Genomic DNA, 15,811 nt, shown 5'->3' with positions numbered 1-15,811 from the left:
TTGTGAGTATTGGTTCACAATGCCTTTTTACTATTATCAGTATGTTATATACTTTCGTTTTTGCCAAGTAAGGTAAAGCCGGATTGTTCATGTCTTGTGCCGACCCACACGAGGTTCACTGTTGCATCGTCCCACAGGAAATGTATGAGCGAAGGTTTTCGAAGCGCACTGGAGCTGATCAACAGCCGCCAGCATGACCGTCTGTTACGTTTATCGTTCCCCGACAAGGATGGCCCTGCCGCCGCCCTGTTCGTGAACGCCATCGAGGCCCGCGAAAGCTTGTCGCGCCCCTTCGAATTCATCGTCGAACTCTTGTCCGATGAACCGAACCTGGCGCTCAAGGATGTGCAGGGCAAGATGATGTGCGTGCAGCTGGTGCGGCGCAACGGCAGCCTGCGCTACTTCACCGGCCGCGTCTTCGGCTTCCGCCTCAAGACTGTCGACGGCGGCGTCTCGTACTACGAAGCCCGGCTCGGTCCGTGGTACCAGTACCTGACCATGCGCAAGGATAACTACCTGTTCCACTACACCAGCCTGTACGACCAGACCGCCAGCATCTTCGGCGACTACAGCGGCCTGGCCGCCTGGGACTGGCGGGTGCGCGGCGCGAAAGAGGTGATGACCGACGCTTGCCAGTTCGATGAAACCGACAGCAACTACCTGGAGCGGCGCTGGGCCAAGGCCGGCATCTTTTACTGGTTCGAACACAGCGAAAGCGGCCACAAGCTGGTGCTGTCGGACGACTCCACCGCGACCGAAGCCATCGACGACGGCCCCGACCTGCCGTTCCAGCGCCACGGCGGCAGCACCGAGGAGGATGGCTTGTCCGAATGGTCGCCCACGCGCCACGTCATCGAAGGCACGGTCTCGCTCTCTTCCTACGACTTCAAGGTTGCGCGCCCGGCCCACGCCTCGCTGCCGACCCTGATGCAGCAAGGCACGGTGCCGAACATCGAACGCTACGAATATGCCGGCGCCTATGGCTTCAAGCATGGCACCGATGGCCGCGTGCAGGCCGAGCTGGGCATGGAAGCGCTGGAAGCGGACGGCAAGCAATTCGAAGGCAAGGGCAATAACCGGCAATTGATGCCGGGCCGCTGGTTCCGCCTGAGCGGCCACTTCGACACCGATGCGCGCGGCGGCGACGAGCAGGCCCGCGAATTCCTGATCACCGAACTGGTCCACATCGCCAGCAACAATTACCACACCAGGGACAGCGTGCCGTCCGCGTACGACAACCGCCTGACCGCGCTGCGCAGGATCATCCCGTGGCGCGCGCCGCGCAACCTGAACAGTACCGACACCAGGATCCACGGCATCCAGACCGCGACCGTGGTCGGCCCGGCCGGCGAAGAAATCCACACCGACCAGTACGGCCGCGTGCGGGTCCAGTTTCACTGGGACCGGGTGGGACACAACGATGAAAAAAGTTCGGCCTGGATCCGGGTCGCGACCCCATGGACCGGCCCCAACTTCGGCATGACCCATATTCCGCGCATCGGCACCGAGGTGCTGGTGCAGTTCCTGGACGGCAATCCCGATCGGCCGATCATTACCGGCATGGTGCCCAACAGCGACACCATGCCGCCCTGGAGCCTGCCCGCGAACAAGACCCAGAGCGGGATCCTGACCCGTTCCAGCCCCGGCGGCCAGTACCACAACGCCAACGCCCTGCGCTTCGAGGACAAGAAGGGCCAGGAGCAGCTGTGGCTGCACGCCGAAAAAGACCAGCTGACCGAGGTCGAGCACGACGAAGACAAGTGGGTGGGCCACGACCGGCGCAAGAAGGTCGACCGCGACGAAACCAGCCGCATCGGGCGCGACCGCACCGAGCGGGTCGATCATAACGAGCGCATCAGTATCGGCGACAACCGCACCGAGGAAGTCGGCAAGAACGAAACCCTCACGGTGCACCGCAACCGCTCGCGCACCGTCCACATGAATGAAACGGTGTCGGTGCGCCAGAGCCGCACCAAGACGATCCGCAAGAATGAAGTCGACAAGATCGGCAGAAACTGGTCGATCAAGGTCGACAAGGTGAAGACCGAAACCATCGGCGTGGCCAATATCGAAAATATCGGCCTGGCGCGTGCGACCAATATCGGCGTGGCCTATTCGCTGGTGGTGGGCACGTTCCGCAACGCCACGGTGGGCATGATGGACCGGCTCTTTGTCGGGCGCACGCGCAACGTGTGGATCGGCAAGACCTACGATTTCTACGTCGGCGAGACCGAAAAGCGCGACGTGGGCAAGACCCAGATCACGAGCGTGGGCGAGCACCTGGAACTGTCGTGCGGCGCCGCCAAGATCGTGCTGCGCAAGGATGGCGGCATTTTCTTGCAAGGCACACATATCGAAATGCTGGGCAGCGCCGCGATCAATGCCGACGGCGCTTTGATGCAGTTCAATTGCGGCGCCGCCAAGGCGCCGCCACCGCGGCCGGGATCGAAGGAGGAGCGGGAGGAGAACGAGAAGAAGGAGAGGGAGAAGGAGAGGGAGAAGGAGGAGTCCGGGAAGCAAGGGCCGCGCGACACCTCATCCGACAATGCGCCCGCGTCCAGGCGCGGCACGACGTCCAAATCCTCACCCGGCAACGGGCACGGGACGTCGCACGGCGGCGCACCCAAGGCATCGTCGTTCGTCGCGCCCGGTCCGGGGGAGCGCGACGTCAAGATCGTGCCGCGCTCCACGCCGCGCGTGTTCGATGGGATGGATACCGGCGAGATCCTGAAGGCGGCCGTGGATAATTTGTTGAACGAGAGCAGCAAGGTGTTCGCCACCCTGGATAAGCTGAAGAGTCTGGCGGCAACAATCAAAGCCATCGACGATGGCGATAACGCCGCCGCCGCCAAAGCGATCGCGACCATCACCGATATTATCGTTCCGGGCGAACCGACCAAGGGCAAGGACCTCAAGGTCGACGGCGGCATCATCATGTTCTGAACGGCGGTGCGCTGCGCGCACCCAAAGCGAAAGCCCGGCAGTTGCCGGGCCTTTCCTCATGCCATGCCGCGTGGGCAAACAGTGCCCGCGCGGCAGACCGGCATCAGTCGTACGTGGCGCTGATGGTCACGCCGTCATAGCTCTGCTTCGCCTTGAGCATGATGTAATACCACTGCCCGGTCACCGGCGCGCTGAAGGCGACGCTCTCGCGGTTGCCTGGCGTGGCCGATGCCGCGTCATACCAGCTGGTGGTCGGATAATGGGCGCGGCCCACATACAGGTCGACGTCGCCGGTCCCGCCGCTGGTGAACAGGCGCAGGTTCCTGGCGCCGGCCGGCAGCGAGATGTAGGCATAGCGCTCGCTCGAGGACGCGAAGCCGCCGATCGAGCAGTTCTTGCCCAGCTGGGTGCTGTTGGCGCACGGCGGCAGGGTCACCGTCGGCAGCGGCGGTTCGCCGGCCGTGGTGGCGGTCTTGGCCCAGGCGGCAAACTCGGCGTCGTAGCGGGTGCCGATGTACGCCATGTAGTTCTGGTAGCCATCGTAATCGCCGACCCGGAACTTGCCCAGCACCGTATCGATGTCGTTACGGTGCTTTTCCATCATGAAGCGGGTTGCCATGTAGCCCCAGCGATACGCGCGGTCGGTGTAGTCGCCCATCTCGTAGGTATTGCCGAAAATCTGGCTCAGCTTGTAGGTGCCGGTGCGCGCCTTGTCGATCGATGGCTGGTTATTGTTGCGCAGCGACAGGTATTCGCCGATGCCTTCCACCCACCACACGGTCGGCTTGGCCACGGAGGCGGTAAAGTCGCCCTTCATGTTGAAGCGGCCATCGAGGTAGTGCACGTATTCATGTTCCAGGTTCCACACCGCGAAGGTCGGCAGCAGCCACGATGCTTCGTGCGCGATGAAGCGCGCCTGGTTGGTGGACGACTCCGGGTTGCCTTCCAGGTACATGCCGCCGTTATTGGTCGGGATATCGTAGATAACCGACGCGTATTTGCCGTAATTGGCGTAATCGTTGAAGATCACCAGTTCCAGCGAGGTATTCTTGTCGCCGGCCACCGGCGTGCGCTTGGTGAGCAGCATGTCGTGGAAGTAGCCTTCTTCTTTCTGCAAAATGGCGCAGGAAGACTGCAGTTGGGCCGTCGTCATTTCCTGGGCGCGGATGCGCAGGGTCGGGCTGCAGGTGTGGCTGATCTTGAGCACGGTGTCGGCCAGCTTTTGCTCGTAGCCGCAGGTGCCGTACTGGGTGCAGTTGGCATTGTCATAGTATTTGACGGCCGAGGCTGCCGCCAGCCACAGCGCGCTGTCGGCGCCGGTCATGCTGCTGCTGGCCAAGGTGGTTTGCACCATCGTTTTCACGGTGGCCTTTTGCGCCGCATGCTGCATGAAACGGAAGGCTTCGTTGGCGGCATCGGTCAGCATGTAGGCCGTCGAGGTGCCCAGCAGCGCGGTCTTGTTTTGCACCACGAAATTATTCAGCGCGATCGGGTAGCTGGTATCGCTTTGCAGCAGCGGCAGCGCATCCGGGCGCGAATGGGCGTAGAACAGCACCGTCAAGGCCGAGGTCATGCCGCCGGCGGCGTCGTATTGCTTGAGCGCGTCGGCCGCGTTCGGATTGCCCGGCGTATTGGTAAAGCGCTGCACCAGCTTTTTCATCGACGGCACGAAATACGCTTCGTCATGCGTGTTGGTGATCAGCTTGATGATTTCCGACGCCGTGCTGCCGCCCACCGGATTGCTCTTGTACAGCACGGTGCCTTCGACCAGGTTCTTGATCGGGGCCCGCAGCGATGCGGTAAATGCCGCCGATGGCGTGGCGATGGTGCCGCCGCTGCCCAGGTAGTAGCCGGCGCGCAGGTACAGCGCCAGGTTGACCAGCGCGCGGCTGCTGGCGTTGTAAGTACCCGCTTCGCGTGCGAAGCGAGTGGCGACCGCATTCAGGTTGGCGGCCGAATACGCCTTGGCGGCCTGCGCCGGGGTCAGCGAAAACAGCGGATAGGTGCACTCGTAATCGGGCATGGCGACCAGGTAATCGGCCAGCGCGGCGCCGTTGTACATGGTCAGGGTATCCATGTTCTTACACTCGGGCGTGGCCGCGAGCAGATTGACGTTCATGTTCATGCTCATGCGGCCGTTCTCGGTCGCTTTCGGCATCAGGTCGGTGCGCGGCTTGACGGTCGGCGCCACGTTGAAGCGCTGCTGTTCCACCGTCGGCGGCAGGGTCTGGCGCGCGTGCGGCATTTGCGCCTGGTTCAGGCGCTGGTGCGTATGGCCGTCATCGGCCTGCTTTGCATAGGTGACACTGCTGAAACAGGCGCTGACCAGCCCGGCCAGTAATACGATTTTGCGTTCTACAAACATTGTCTCGCTCCTTGTAATTATCATCGGTGATTGACGCCGCGCCGGTCAGCTTGTGTGCCGGCGCAGGCGTCATGAGGCGGGAAAGGGGTGGTTCCCGCCGTGCTGCAAGCCATCAGGCGTGCTGATACTATCCCGGATGCATATAGGTAAATACTGCTGAAAGGCTTTCAAAAACGGGTTTGTTCAATTTCCCCGCCGGGGCCGGCAATTCCAGCACAGCGGGCGGGCGGGAGATGACGAAAAAGCCACACTTTGGGCGGGCGCCACGTTCATCGCCTGCAAGTGTGAGCACTCGCTTACTTGGTAACGGTCAGCTTGTAGTTGCCGGCGCCGCTGTAGGAGGCGACGATGATGCGGTAATAGCCCGCCGCGGCGGCGTAAGCGATCTTTTCCTGCGACGTTTCGCCAGCCGATTCAGCCACCTTGACCCACGCCGTGTTGTTCCACTTTTCGATGCGCAGGTCGAAGTCGGTGCCGGCCGGGCCGACGAGCAGCGCGCCCAGGGTGCCGCCCTTGTACTCGAACCATGGGTTGGGATGGATCGCTTCGGCCTGGTGCGCCAGGGTGGCGTTGTAGACGTCGGCGGCCGGCACGGTGGGGGCGACGCCCACGTCGAACGACATGGTCTTGCCCGGCGCGCTGATGTTCGACAGCGCGAAGCCGGACGCATAGCCGTTCCACCAGCGCGAATTGGTGCCCCGGGACGCCAGCGCGTTCGGCACGCTGTTGTTGAATGCGCGCGTGGCTACGCCGTCGAACAAATCGCCGCCATCGCCCTGGTTCACATTGTTTTCCGGATCGCGCTTGCCATCGGCGTGTTCCAGCTGGATGTACGGATGCCATTCATTGGTGTTGGTGCCGGTGGGGTCGATGTGGAACACGGCCAGGCCCTGGTCGGGCTGGTACAGGTTCTGTTCGCTCTTGTGGATCGCTTCCACATAAAACGCTTCGGCCGCGTTGGCCGGATTGCTCCAGCGGTACAGCGAGTGGCCGCTCGCATTTTGGGTCAGGCGCCCGGTCGGCGCGCTGCGGTTGATCGCCGGATTGAGTTCGATCGCCGTGTCCCAGCCTGCCAGGTAGCGCAGGAAACCGGCCGGCCGGGTCGGCCGGAACTGGCTCTGGTAGCCCACGCCGCCGAAGCCCATCACGCAGAAGTTGGCCACCGAACCTTGGGAGCTGCCGTCGTAGTCGTACAGGTCCGGCCAGCCCATGATCAGGTGGCCCGATTCGTGCACGAAGGTGCCGATCGCCAGCTGCTTGCCCATATTGCTGATCTGGTAGCTGCCGGTGCAGGCGCCGTTGCTGCAGAAACGCTCGCCCAGCCAGCCCATGTGCGGCCACAAGCCTTTCGACCACGGGCTGTCCGCTTCACCCGCATAGAAGAAGTTCAGGCCCAGGATGTGGCCCGTGCTGTCGCGGCTGAGGGTGGAAAAATCGATGCCTTCGCTGCTCTTGACCCAGTTCAGCGCTTCCATGATCAGTTCCTGCGATCGCGTTCCGCTGTCCAGGCTGGCATCGGCGTAGTAGCTCTTGGGACGCTTGGCGCGGTAGTAGCGCGTGACGGTATTACTGTAGTCGAGCTTGTTGCCCGACACCGCCAGGAAATAGCCGCGCACCGATTGCGCATTGCCGAAGCCGGTGTAGGCCGCGTCGTTCAGGAACGATTCGACCTGCGGCTTGGTAATCGTGCCGGGCGCATCGGAAAAATCGATGATCACGGTCAGGCCGCGCATCTGGCCGGACACGGCGGCCGTGGCCGCGGCGCTCGGCGCCATCATCGCGGCGCTGCTGCGCTGCGCCGTTTCCAGCGTGCGCCCGTGCATTTTCTGGTAGCGCTGCTGCGCCAGGCGCGCCTTGGCAGCGGCGCTCAGGCCCGGTTCGCGCTTGTCCGCCGTGGTGCTGAACGTGCGCAGCCTGGCATTGGTAGCCAGTATTCCGCTCGAGACCAGCTGGTCGCCGGTGGCGTTCACGCGCGCGTAGCAAAAACCGCGTTTGGCATTATCATAAACGATCAGCGAACCATCTTCGGTGCGCTGTTCGGCGTAGTAATCGTTACCGTCGAGGCGAATTTTCAGCTTTTCGCCGTCCGGTTGACGAAATTCGTAGGTGTGGCCCTGGTACGGAATGGCCGCCTGGGAGGTGACCGCCGCCAGCGACAGCACCATGCCGGCTGCTAGCGTAATACTTGCACGAATAACACTCATTTACTTCTCCGCCATTATAAAAATGGCAAGTATGCATGCGGCATAAAATGCCGTCTTGGCATATTTCGGCTATTAACACGTCGAAATCGGCGCAAGCGACGCCTGGACAAACCCGACTGCCGTATCCCCGCAGCTACGATGTTTCCATGCGGATAGCTTATATTTTCGGTTTGACCGGCTTTCTTCTTGTGCATTAGGATTATTAAATACACACTACTGACTTGAACCACGACCAGGGCCGTTGTCGCCATGTTGAACCGCCTGTTAAAGAAACCTCCCGAGGCTGTCCCTTCGTTTACGAAGCGGCGCTTTTTCGGCACTGAGCAAAAAGCGTTTTACGGCCGCCTGCGCCGCGCCTTGCCCAAGTGCTACATCTTCCCCGACGTCCCGCTGAGCAAATTGATGATCCCGAGCAATCCGGATCCCAAGATCAAGAGCAGCCACCAGCAACACCTGAGCGGACGCAGGGTCGACTACGCCGTCTTCGACGCCCGCCTGCACCTGCTGTTCGTGATCGAACTGACGGTGCCGCCGGCGCCCGGCGCCAATCCGGATATCATTCCCATCGCGGCCCTGATGGCCAGCGCCGGCATCCGCCGTTTCAGCTGGCCCAAGGACAACCTGCCGTCGACCGACCAGACCCTGCGCGCGCTGGCCGACTATTCGGCCGAGAACATGGCCAGGGAAGAGGGCGGCAACGGTCCGTCCTCGCAGTTGGGCGAGCACGAGCACACCGATGCGATTCCGGTCGTCGACACCATCATCCAGCCGCGCGCGGCCACCACCCTGACGCTCGAAGCGCTGGCCGGCATGGCGCCGCAGGGCGCGCTGAAAACCTCGTATCCGCACGTGTGGGAACGCATCTGCCTGTTCTGCACCGAACCGCGCCACCTGCACCAGTACCTGCACTCGCTGTCGATGCAGGACCGCGGCGTCAAGCGGGCCGGTTTTTCGGAAGAAGCGCTCAACGAAATCGCCCGCATCCAGGTCGCCAACGTCGGCTATCTGCAGACCCAGACGGCGCCCGAACGGGCCAGCTGGAACGACGTGTTCACCGACCGCTGAGACAAACAGCGGCGCGCGGCGGCAACGGCGCGCGCCGGCCGTCGGGCGAATTAACCGTTCGACATTGTTATTTTGCAGTTCGTCGCAGCGACGGCCCCAGGCGGGCGCGCCGCGCCTATAGTCTGGTCTGCCGCTGCCGATCAACCCAGACTACAGGACCTTCCGCATGTTCAAGCTTTCCGCACTTTGCCTTGCCTCCCTTGTTGCGCTGCACGCGCCCGCCGCCTTCGCGCAGGACGCTGCGCGTCCCGCCAGCGAGCAAGCGCTGGCCGGCCGGATCGACGCCGCCATCGCCCCGTACTACAAAGCCGACGGGCCCGGCGCGACCGTCATCGTGACCCAGGATGGCAAGACCGTGCTGCGCAAGGCCTACGGCATGGCCGACGTAGCCAAGGGCAAGGCCATGACGCCCGACACGGCCCTGCGGCTCGGTTCCATCACCAAGCAGTTCACCGCCGTTGCCATCCTGATGCTGGCCGATGAAGGCAAACTGGCGCTCGATGACGACATCACCAGATTCCTGCCGGATTACCCCACGCGCGCCAAGCGCATCACCATCGAGCAATTGCTCACGCACACCTCGGGCATCGTCAGCTTTACCAGCAGGGCTGGCTTCGAAAGCAATGCCAGGAAAGACATGAGCGTGTCCGGCATGATCGACACCTTCAAGAACGATGCGCTCGATTTCGATCCCGGCACGCGCTTTTCCTACAACAATTCCGGCTACTTCCTGCTCGGCGCGGTGATCGAAAAAATCTCCGGCCAGAGCTACGCCACGTTTATCGCCGAGCGCATCTTCACGCCGCTCGGCATGCAGCACACCGCGTACGAAGGCCATGAACGCACTCCCGGTCCGCGCGCGGCCGGCCACACCAAGGGCTGGTTCGGCGTCACCGCGTCCAAGCCGCTGAGCATGTCGCAGCCCTACGCGGCCGGCGCGCTGGTGTCGACCGTGGACGACCTGGCGCGCTGGGATGCGGCCATTAGCGCCGGCAAGCTGCTCAAGCCGGCCACCTGGCAAAAGGCGCACACCAGCGCCGTGCTGGCCGACGGCAAGCCGACCAACTATGGCTACGGCTGGCAGATCGGCAAGCTGCGCGGCGTGCCGCTGGTGGCGCATGACGGCGGCATCAACGGCTTTTCCACCTCCGCGTTGCGGCTGCCGCAGCAGAAAGTGTATGTCGCGGTGCTGAGCAATTCCGATGCACCCACGGTCCAGCCCGACATGGTGGCCAGCCAGGCGGCCGCCATCACCATCGGCAATCCCTTCCCCGACTTCAAGGCAGTGAAAATCGACAACGCCTTGCTGGATGCCTATGCCGGCACCTACCGTATCGACGCCAACGCCACCCGCAGCTTCAAGCGCGACGATGGCAAGCTGGTCATGCGGCGCACCAACCGCGACCCGGTCATCCTGACGCCGTACGCGAACGACGGCTTCTTCATGCCCGCTTCGCTGACCACCTTCGTGTTCGCGCGCAACGACAAGGGCGAGGTGAGCCATGTGGTGGTCGACAGCCAGGGTTCGGAGATGATCAACCAGCGCGTCGGCGCGCCCTAACGTACGCGGCAGGGCTTGGTAAATCTGCTACGCTGGCCTGACACATCACCTGGCGAGCCCAATGAGATCCATCCCCGACATCCTGAAAGACAGCAAGACAATCGCCGTGGTCGGCCTGTCGAACCGGCCCGAGCGTGCCAGCCACGCCGTGGCCGCTTACCTGCAACAGCAGGGCTACCGCATCCTGGGCGTCAATCCCGCCTATGCCGGCCAGCAGATCCTGGGCCAGCCGGTCTACGCCACCCTGGCGCAGGCCGCCGCCGCCCTGGATGGTCCGATCGATATCGTCGACTGCTTCCGCAGCGCCGACGCCATGGTCGCGCTCGCGCGCGAAGCCATCGACGCCGGCGCGCGCTGCCTGTGGATGCAGCTCGGCGTGGTCAACCAGGAAGCGGCCGGCCTGGCCGCTGCGGCCGGGCTCGACGTGGTGATGGACCGCTGCATGAAAATCGAACACGCGCACAGCGGCGGCAAGGCATGAAGGCGCGCACCCGTTTCCGCGCGCCGGCCGACCTGACGCTGCGCGATGAGGATGCCGGCGCCACGCCGCTGCGCGAGAACGGCGGCAAGCATCCCGCATCGAAGGATCAGATCAAGGCGCACGAGCGCGCACTGACCGATGCGCTGACCGCGAAAATCGCGCTGCACCAGCAGATGCTGTTCTCGCAGCGCAAGCAAAAGGTGCTCCTGGTACTGCAAGGCATGGATACCTCGGGCAAGGATGGCACGGTGCGCGCGCTGTTCAGCCGCATCAACCCCATGGGTTTGAATGCAAGCCAGTTCAAGGCGCCCAGCCTGGACGAGGCGGCGCACGATTTTTTGTGGCGCATTCATCCGCACGTGCCGGGCGCCGGCGAGATCGCCATCTTCAACCGCAGCCATTACGAAGACGTGCTGGTCACCCGTGTGCAAAAGCTGATCGACGAAAAGGAATGCAAGCGCCGCTACGCCCACATCGCCGACTTCGAACGCATGCTGGCCGAAACCGGCACGGTGATCGTCAAGGTGTTCCTGCATATCTCGAAGGATGAGCAGCGCAAGCGCTTGCAGGCGCGCCTGGACGACCCGGAAAAGCAATGGAAGTTCGACGAAAACGACATCGTCCAGCGCCAGCGCTGGGATGACTATCGCGACGCTTACGAAAGGGCGATCGGCGCCACCGATGCCGACCACGCTCCCTGGTACATCATCCCCGCCGACTCCAAGACCCACCGCAACCTGCTGATCGCCAAGCTGCTGCTGGAAGTGATGGAGGACCTGAACCTCGCCTTCCCCAAAACCGACCCGCGCCTGTCGAAGCTGAGGATCGACTAGCCTGGCGCCGGGCGGCGAAGCTCAGGCCGCTTGCGCTTGCGACAGCGGCTGCACCTGCACCTGTGCCTGGGGCTGCGGCACGGCCGCGTCGGCCAGGCCGCCGTCGAGCAAGCCGATCAAGCCGGCGAGCATGTCGCGGTCGGTCGCCACATCGGCCGTGTTCAGCGCCAGGTCGCGCGCGATGTCGCGCAGGCGCCAGGTGATTTCGCGCGTGGCCACGGCTTTTTCGAACTGCAGGGTGCCGTCGTCGTGGTCGTGCAAGCCATGATTGTTTTTCAGATACGCATCGAGCCCGGTGCTGATGAAGGCGCGCTCGATGTTCCTGATGCGTGCCAGCGCACGTTCGATCAAGGCCCATACGCGCGGCGAGCGCAAGGTTTCTTCGCGCAGCATCTGTTGACCGGCCTGCAGGGAATCGGCAATGCGGCTCCACAGCCGCGCGATGGCCGCGTCATCGTTCTCGTCGGGCCGGGATGGTGCGATCGGCCGGTTGGCCGGCTGGTTGCGCAAGGCGCCCGAAATGGCCGACAGAAAATGGTGCGGATGCTCCCCCGGAATGATTTTCAAGGCCAGTTCGGCACGCTCGAGCGGATAATCCTTGTGCAGCACGCCGGCCAGCATTTCAGCCACCGACACGGCCAGCCCCGGCCCGCTGATCATCCCGCCGGCCGACTGGCGCGGATAGCCGGTGCCGTCGAGCCGTTCGTGGTGTTCCGACACCGCCCGCGCCACCGAGGCCGGATAGGACTCGAGTTCCGTGATCAGCACCTGGCCGATGCGCGGATGGATCACCAGGTGCGCCCACTCGTGCGGCAGCAGGCGCTTGCCCGGCTTCAGGTACGCCGGGTCGATGTACAGCTCGCCAACATCGTGCAACAGGCCGGCCAGGGCCGCCGCCATCTGGTCGTCGTTCGACAGTTGCAACTTTTTCGCCATGCCGATCGACAGCAGGCTGACGGTGACGCTGTGTTCGAGCGCGCGCGGATTCTCGCGGTCGGTGAGGGTGATCATCATGCGCATGGCGTGGCCGAAGTGCATGTTCGCCAGCAGCGTCTGCGGCGAAATACCGCGCCCGGCGTTGCGCCCCAGGATACGGTTGATCGGGACGCTGGTGTCGAGGATGCGCCTGGCCGTCTCGAGGATCAGGCGGTTGTCGGCGCCGCCCTCGGCGCTCAGCGACGATTCCAGGGTCTTTTTGAGCTTGTGCCCGCCCAAGGTGTCCTGCTGGGAGCGCGTCAGCCTGGCGCCCTTGGCCACCAGCTTCATGCCGCGTACATCGACAATGTCTTCGCTGGCGGCGACATCCATCACCTCGGTCAGCTTCATCAATTTGTTCAGGTAGTGCTGGTTGACGCTGGTGCTCAGGCTGGCGCGGTTCATGGGCTTCTCCGTAACGGTGCACATATGATAGCAAGTATTGCCATGCAGCATCATATTAAGTATCGAATATTTGCTGCTGTATTTAGCAAACTGGCAGCTTTGGCCATACTTGCGTCCCTGCCGATGCTCCCGGCTGCGCGGACGGACGGTGTCGAATTGGCATAGAATGAGTTCCCATTCCCACTGCACGGAAACGACAATGTTCAAGATCTCGGCACTTCTCCTGTCCAGCCTGTCCGCTGTTGTATTGATGAGCGATCCGGCGCAGGCCCAGACGCCCGCGGCCACCCCTGCGGCAGCGCCGGCGCCAGCCGCGAGTTGCCCGGCCTTGCTCAAGCATAGCTTCAAGCGCCTGCAGGACGAGGCTCCGCAGGACCTGTGCCAGTACGCCGGCAAGGTCGTACTCGTCGTCAACACCGCCAGCTACTGCGGCTACACCACCCAGTACGAGGGCCTGGAAAAGCTGTACGCCAAATACGGCGCCAAGGGCCTGGTGGTGCTGGGCTTCCCGTCGAACGACTTCGGCAAGCAGGAGCCGGGCAACGCCAAGGAAATCGCCGATTTCTGCTACAACACCTACGGGGTCAAGTTCCCCATGTTCGCCAAGACCTCGGTGACGGGCGCGGCCGCCAATCCGCTGCACGCGGGCTTGATCAAGGCCACCGGCAAGGAACCGAAATGGAACTTCACCAAGTACCTGATCGACCGCAACGGCAAGGTCATCGAACACTATCCGAGCAAGGTCACACCGGAAGACAAGCAGCTCGTCAGCAAGATCGAGCAGGCTCTGGGCAGCTGATCAGCTAAACACCATCGTCGCGCCGCAGGCAACGCTCGCAACCCGGCCCTTGCGCCACCGCCTGCGGGGGAACGTTACCCGAGAGCCGCCACCACGGTGCAAGGCGGCCTGCGGCATGCGCCCAGGTCTTCACCGCCGGCCGTGACGATTCCCCATCTGTATCAACTTAGCAACGCACAACCGGTAATCAGTTTCTCAAAAGACATTAAGGATACTAAAATAGAACCTTCGTTCTGTTTGTCGGTTTCCTGCTGATGCTCCCCACTCTCGATTACGCGTTCTTCGCGGCGCGCCTGCACGGCTTTTTTGCCGTCGGCGGCCACGAAGGCGTCACGCTCACCCTGACCGCGGCCGACCGCTTGCCGCCGCAGGCGCCAGGCCACGTCGGCTTTTCGCTGATGTTCCGCGGCCCCCTCCAGCCACAGCTCGAACAGATGACCTACCTGTTGGGCACCGCGGATGCCGGAACGTTCCCGCTGTTTATCGTCCCGGTCGGGCGCGACCAGGCCGGCATGCAGTACCAGGCAATATTCAACTAATTTCGCGGGCACGCGCGTGCCCGCGGCAAGCCACTGGCAAGGAGCCGTGCATGAGTGAACCGTTTTTGGCTGAAATCCGGATGATGTCGTTTAACTTCCCGCCCAAGGGCTGGGCCCTGTGCAACGGCCAGTTTTTGCCGATCAACCAGAACCAGGCCTTGTTCGCCCTGCTCGGCACCTCGTACGGCGGTAACGGCCAGACCACCTTTGCCTTGCCCGACTTGCGCGGCCGGGTGCCGGTGCACAGCGGTCCCCTGACCGGCCCGCTGGGCGCCGCGGGCGGCCGGGAAGCGGTCACGCTGACCCAGGCCGAGATGCCGGCCCACACCCACGCCCTGCATGCCACCACGGCCCTGGCCACCAGCGGTGCGCCGGCCGGTGCCCTGCTGGGCAAGAAAGGCCGGCTCGGGCGCGACGTGTTCGCCGCCCCCGCCAACCTGGTCGCGCTCAACCCGGACGCCGTCACATCCACCGGCGGCAGCCAGCCGCACAACAATATGCAGCCTTACCTGACGATCAATTTTGCGATTGCCCTCCAGGGCATCTTCCCCAGCCCTAACTGAATAGCAAGGACGCACGCGATGGCACAACCTTATGTCGGCGAGATCCGCATGTTCGCAGGTAACTTCTCCCCGGCCGGCTGGGAGTTCTGCAACGGCCAGACCCTGCAGATTTCAGAAAACGAAACGCTCTACCAGCTGATCGGCACAACCTACGGTGGCGACGGCCAGTCGACCTTCGTCCTGCCCGACATGCGCGGGCGCGTTCCCGTGCACATGGGCACCGGCACCAGCGGCACCAAGTACCAGATTGCCGAGGCTGCCGGTACCGAAACGGTGACGCTGACAGTGCCGATGCTGCCGGCCCACACCCACACCGCGGTGGCCTCGGCCAATCCCGCCAGCGCTGCCGTCAGCCCCGGCGCCGGGGTACCCGGCCACACCGGCGGAACGCCTGTGTACGGTCTGAACGGCGCACACGCCGCCATGAAGTCCGGCGCCATCGGCAGCCAGGGCGGTGCCGCGCCGCATGACAACATGGCGCCTTACCTGGGAATCAATTTCATCATTTCCCTGTTCGGCCTTTTCCCAAGCCCGACCTAACCGACAACCCGCCATGGCCGATCCATTTGTTGCTGAAATCCGCATCTTCCCCTTCAACTTCGCGCCCAAAGGCTGGGCCACCTGCAATGGTCAAATGCTGCCGCTGTCGCAAAACACGGCATTGTTCGCCTTGCTTGGCACCACCTACGGCGGCGACGGCAAAAGCACCTTCGCGCTGCCCGACCTGGCCGACCGCACGCCGCTGCATCCGGGCCAGGGCTCCGGCTTGAGCGAGCGTTTTCCCGGCGAGAGCGGCGGCGTGTCCAGCGTGACCCTGACCACGGCCCAGATGCCCGCGCACCAGCACGAGCTGCACCATGCCGGCAGCAGCGCCACCACGGCCACCCCCGGCGCGACGACCTCGTTCGGCAATGCCGGCGTGGCCCAGGTCTATACCACCGCCGCCGGCACCCTGACGCCGATGTCGCCGCTGGCGCTGGCAAGCGCCGGCTCCACCCAGCCGCACCAGAACCGCCAGCCGTACGTGACGTTCAATTTCTGCATCGCGCTGCAGGGCGTGTTCCCGCCGCGCCAGTAA

The 15,811-nt window shown here is 63.5% G+C and carries 13 protein-coding genes; 10 read left to right on the top strand and 3 right to left on the bottom strand.

Features of this window, described 5'->3' with window-relative positions; genetic code table 11:
- Positions 1–144 precede the first annotated feature (144 nt).
- The gene (locus RBA41_RS26675) at positions 145–2,943 is read left to right on the top strand and encodes a type VI secretion system Vgr family protein (protein WP_306627370.1); all 2,799 of its coding nucleotides are present in this window, start codon (positions 145–147) and stop codon (positions 2,941–2,943) included.
- Between the two features lie 103 nt (positions 2,944–3,046).
- Here the strand turns inward: RBA41_RS26675 and RBA41_RS26670 are convergent, their stop codons facing one another.
- Together RBA41_RS26670 and RBA41_RS26665 are read right to left on the bottom strand one after the other, a co-directional pair.
- Positions 3,047–5,308 (bottom strand): M9 family metallopeptidase, encoded by a 2,262-nt coding sequence (locus RBA41_RS26670; RefSeq protein WP_306627369.1) that lies wholly within the window; start codon positions 5,306–5,308, stop codon positions 3,047–3,049.
- A 296-nt stretch (positions 5,309–5,604) separates the two neighbouring features.
- Complete coding sequence (locus RBA41_RS26665) at positions 5,605–7,512, bottom strand: M6 family metalloprotease domain-containing protein (protein ID WP_306627367.1); 1,908 nt, start codon at positions 7,510–7,512, stop codon at positions 5,605–5,607.
- A 249-nt stretch (positions 7,513–7,761) separates the two neighbouring features.
- Between RBA41_RS26665 and RBA41_RS26660 the strand changes: the two genes are divergently transcribed.
- The 4 genes from RBA41_RS26660 to RBA41_RS26645 all read left to right on the top strand — a co-directional run bounded on the left by RBA41_RS26660 (position 7,762) and on the right by RBA41_RS26645 (position 11,452).
- On the top strand, positions 7,762–8,577 hold the full coding sequence (locus RBA41_RS26660; RefSeq protein ID WP_306627366.1) for a hypothetical protein: 816 nt from the start codon (positions 7,762–7,764) through the stop codon (positions 8,575–8,577).
- A gap of 166 nt (positions 8,578–8,743) precedes the next feature.
- Positions 8,744–10,138 carry a serine hydrolase gene (locus RBA41_RS26655; RefSeq protein WP_306627365.1) on the top strand — a complete coding sequence of 465 codons (1,395 nt, stop codon included), beginning with the start codon at positions 8,744–8,746 and terminating at the stop codon, positions 10,136–10,138.
- 61 nt (positions 10,139–10,199) lie between these two features.
- Positions 10,200–10,619 carry a CoA-binding protein gene (locus RBA41_RS26650; protein ID WP_306627364.1) on the top strand — a complete coding sequence of 140 codons (420 nt, stop codon included), beginning with the start codon at positions 10,200–10,202 and terminating at the stop codon, positions 10,617–10,619.
- Positions 10,616–11,452 (top strand): PPK2 family polyphosphate kinase, encoded by an 837-nt coding sequence (locus tag RBA41_RS26645; RefSeq protein WP_306627361.1) that lies wholly within the window; start codon positions 10,616–10,618, stop codon positions 11,450–11,452. Before RBA41_RS26650 ends, RBA41_RS26645 begins: the two co-directional genes overlap by 4 nt.
- A 21-nt stretch (positions 11,453–11,473) precedes the next feature.
- On the opposite strand, the gene RBA41_RS26640 is transcribed toward RBA41_RS26645, so the two are convergent.
- Positions 11,474–12,832: an HD-GYP domain-containing protein gene (locus RBA41_RS26640; RefSeq protein WP_306627360.1), complete on the bottom strand. Its 1,359-nt coding sequence runs from the start codon at positions 12,830–12,832 to the stop codon at positions 11,474–11,476.
- A 199-nt stretch (positions 12,833–13,031) separates the two neighbouring features.
- Here RBA41_RS26640 and RBA41_RS26635 point away from each other — a divergent pair, with 199 nt between their 5' ends.
- The 5 genes from RBA41_RS26635 to RBA41_RS26615 all read left to right on the top strand — a co-directional run bounded on the left by RBA41_RS26635 (position 13,032) and on the right by RBA41_RS26615 (position 15,811).
- Positions 13,032–13,631, top strand: a complete 600-nt coding sequence (locus RBA41_RS26635; RefSeq protein ID WP_306627358.1) for a glutathione peroxidase — start codon at positions 13,032–13,034, stop codon at positions 13,629–13,631.
- Between the two features lie 254 nt (positions 13,632–13,885).
- The gene (locus RBA41_RS26630; RefSeq protein ID WP_306627356.1) at positions 13,886–14,170 is read left to right on the top strand and encodes a DUF6916 family protein; all 285 of its coding nucleotides are present in this window, start codon (positions 13,886–13,888) and stop codon (positions 14,168–14,170) included.
- A 50-nt stretch (positions 14,171–14,220) separates the two neighbouring features.
- Positions 14,221–14,733 carry a phage tail protein gene (locus RBA41_RS26625; protein ID WP_306627355.1) on the top strand — a complete coding sequence of 171 codons (513 nt, stop codon included), beginning with the start codon at positions 14,221–14,223 and terminating at the stop codon, positions 14,731–14,733.
- Between the two features lie 18 nt (positions 14,734–14,751).
- Positions 14,752–15,273 (top strand): phage tail protein, encoded by a 522-nt coding sequence (locus tag RBA41_RS26620; protein ID WP_306627354.1) that lies wholly within the window; start codon positions 14,752–14,754, stop codon positions 15,271–15,273.
- 13 nt (positions 15,274–15,286) lie between these two features.
- Positions 15,287–15,811 (top strand): phage tail protein, encoded by a 525-nt coding sequence (locus RBA41_RS26615; RefSeq protein WP_306627353.1) that lies wholly within the window; start codon positions 15,287–15,289, stop codon positions 15,809–15,811.

The sequence above is a fragment of the Massilia scottii genome, assembly GCF_030846495.1.
Taxonomy (GTDB): Bacteria; Pseudomonadota; Gammaproteobacteria; order Burkholderiales; family Burkholderiaceae_D; genus Telluria_A; species Telluria_A violaceinigra.
This window is presented reverse-complemented; position numbering and strand designations above follow the sequence as displayed.